Here is a 2274-nt window from a genome sequence, read left to right as displayed (position 1 = left end):
AAGCCTTGAGACCTGTCGCATCGATAGCAAGATGCTGAATCGGTCCTTTGGTTTTCGTTTTAAAACTTACATCAACGTCGTTGGCGTCCTCTTCTACACCTATCCATGAATCTCGCACTTATTATCTGAAATCGGGTTTAAAATACGAACTATTTAACTAGGGTCCGCTCTTTCGCTGAATTCGGAAACAAATCCCCTTTAATCATCAAAGAAGTTTCAATCGCTGCATCTGAATATTGGAAGCCTCTACCGCGCTTGCTAAGAACCTTATTTTACTCTACCCAATTAGTTATTTTCTTTTTCGCACTGCCCATGTTATCACCGATCTAACCATAACAAAGGATCCGATCGCAGGACTTTAAAAAAAGCTCAATGGATTTAGTCAGTAACGCCTATGCACGATAATATTTTAACAATTTATTTGACATGATCTAAAAACCATAAATCAATATGAAATACAAAATAATTACGTGTTAATATAAAAATTTCGTAAATAAATAGTTCATTATAACTTAAAATTACTATTTTTAACGACAAATAATAGCAAACTAAAAAAAACTTATTATCGTTAATACTTTGAATCTTGAAATTTAAATTACTCAGTTGAAATTGAAAAGTAAAGACAATTTTATTCAATATTGATTTTGTCAATAAAAAAAATCTTTAAATTAGATCTTTGTTTAAAAATAACAGGCAATTACCATATTGTAGCAAAATGTTTAAGACGGTTTGCACCTATAAAATATAAGAATTGACTATATAATAGTGGGAAATGGAGGTTAGTTATGAAAACGACGTACGAAAAAACAACCAGATCACAAATCACAAAAGAATATAACTTTATTGTTAACAGCTTTGATTATCCATATATAGGCGAAAGTGATAGCATGAAAGAAGTTAAAAAAAAAATAAATAAATTAATTAATAATGGTGTTATCCCAATAATTTTATCACCTTACGGATGTGAAAATAAATCGATATTAAATTTGGTAAATGAAACGATTATTAATAGTAATAAAGATTACGATACTTTAAATATACGACTTTCGAAAGAAAGTGGCATCGATCTATATGTGAAGAATTTAAATTTTATATGTGATAATAAAAAATCTATAGTTTACATTTCAAATATAGATGAAATTAAATTTCATGAATTGCTTTTTTTAATAAAAAGCCTAAAAGGAATAAAAAGCAAATTAAAAAAAAAATGGTAGTGTTTTAGTGCTTTCTGGATTTGATATCAAAAACCACTATAAATTAAACTTCGACGGTTTTAAAGTGGTAAACATACCGCCAATCAATGAACGACGAGAAGATATAATAGATCATGTTATATATATTTCCAAGAATATATATAACACAGATATCAATATCACGCCTCTATTATTATCTCTTTGCAAGTGGCTTAATTTTGAAAATAACATAATTGATATAATATACTTATCTAATTTTTTCTCTAGGAATAACACTTGTAACAGGTCATCAACATATGGAATGCTAGTTGAAGAAGGTTTTATATGTAAGGATATATTGAAAAAATCCTTAATTAGAAGTATTTATAATGGAGACTTTGATGCTATAAAAAATTGTGGCAATAAAACAAGTAAGGCTATAAAATACATTTTTGATAACTATAAAAACTGTGATCTCAGTGGCCGGCATAATATTGCAAAACACTGCCACTCAAGTGAATCCAACCTTTCCCATCATGTAAAAAGTGAACTTGGCTTTACGTTGTCAGATATCACTTTATGTTTAAGAATTATGCATGCTGGTTTTCTGCTGTCTGAAACAAACTACCCGATATGCAAAATTCTATTTTTGTGCGGATATAATGATCAGAGTAATTTTGGTCGATCTTTTAAAAAATGTACAGGTTACACTCCAAGAGCATTTAGAAAATTATCAGTTAATGATATAGTTTTTTAATATTTATACAATTAGTCATTTAGCAATTAATACTGCTAGCTGTAGTGACGAATTTAAACTCTTTCTAATTAATAATACGCTGCTGACCAAATCAGCTTGAAGATCAGCGAGGCTTTGTTGCGTAAATCATTTTCGAAGCCGAACAGCCCTATTTAGATTAATTGTCAGCCAATACAACAAGTTTTAGGCATACCAAGCCCTGTAAGCTTGTTCAACGCTTTAATCATCGCGTAGGTTTCATCCACATGTGCGTTGTAGTTTCTTAGACTTAGCCGTCCACCAAGCAACTGTTTGACTCGATACATCGCCGTTTCAAATAGCGAGCGCTTGTGGTAGCCATAGCGA

2 protein-coding genes and 1 pseudogene are annotated in these 2274 nt (G+C 30.4%); 2 read left to right on the top strand and 1 reads right to left on the bottom strand.

Annotated features, from left to right (window positions below; translation table 11 throughout):
• The first annotated feature begins 785 nt into the window (after positions 1-785).
• Positions 786-1214, top strand: a complete 429-nt coding sequence (locus tag BLO31_RS14300; RefSeq protein WP_070967942.1) for a hypothetical protein — start codon at positions 786-788, stop codon at positions 1212-1214.
• Positions 1215-1494: 280 nt separating this feature from the next.
• Complete coding sequence (locus BLO31_RS23540; protein WP_139159016.1) at positions 1495-1929, top strand: helix-turn-helix domain-containing protein; 435 nt, start codon at positions 1495-1497, stop codon at positions 1927-1929.
• 164 nt (positions 1930-2093) lie between these two features.
• On the opposite strand, the pseudogene BLO31_RS14290 reads toward BLO31_RS23540, so the two are convergent.
• A pseudogene (locus BLO31_RS14290) lies at positions 2094-2274 on the bottom strand (IS5/IS1182 family transposase); the annotation flags it as partial.

The organism is Vibrio sonorensis, from assembly GCF_001854765.1.
GTDB classification, from domain to species: Bacteria; Pseudomonadota; Gammaproteobacteria; order Enterobacterales; family Vibrionaceae; genus Vibrio; species Vibrio sonorensis.
This window is presented reverse-complemented; position numbering and strand designations above follow the sequence as displayed.

Excerpts from the sequence above, each read along its gene's own strand:
- BLO31_RS23540 (WP_139159016.1), top strand. The coding sequence starts at position 1,495 with ATGCTAGTTGAAGAAGGTTTTATATGTAAGGATATATTGAAAAAATCC.
- BLO31_RS14300 (WP_070967942.1), top strand. The coding sequence starts at position 786 with ATGAAAACGACGTACGAAAAAACAACCAGATCACAAATCACAAAAGAA.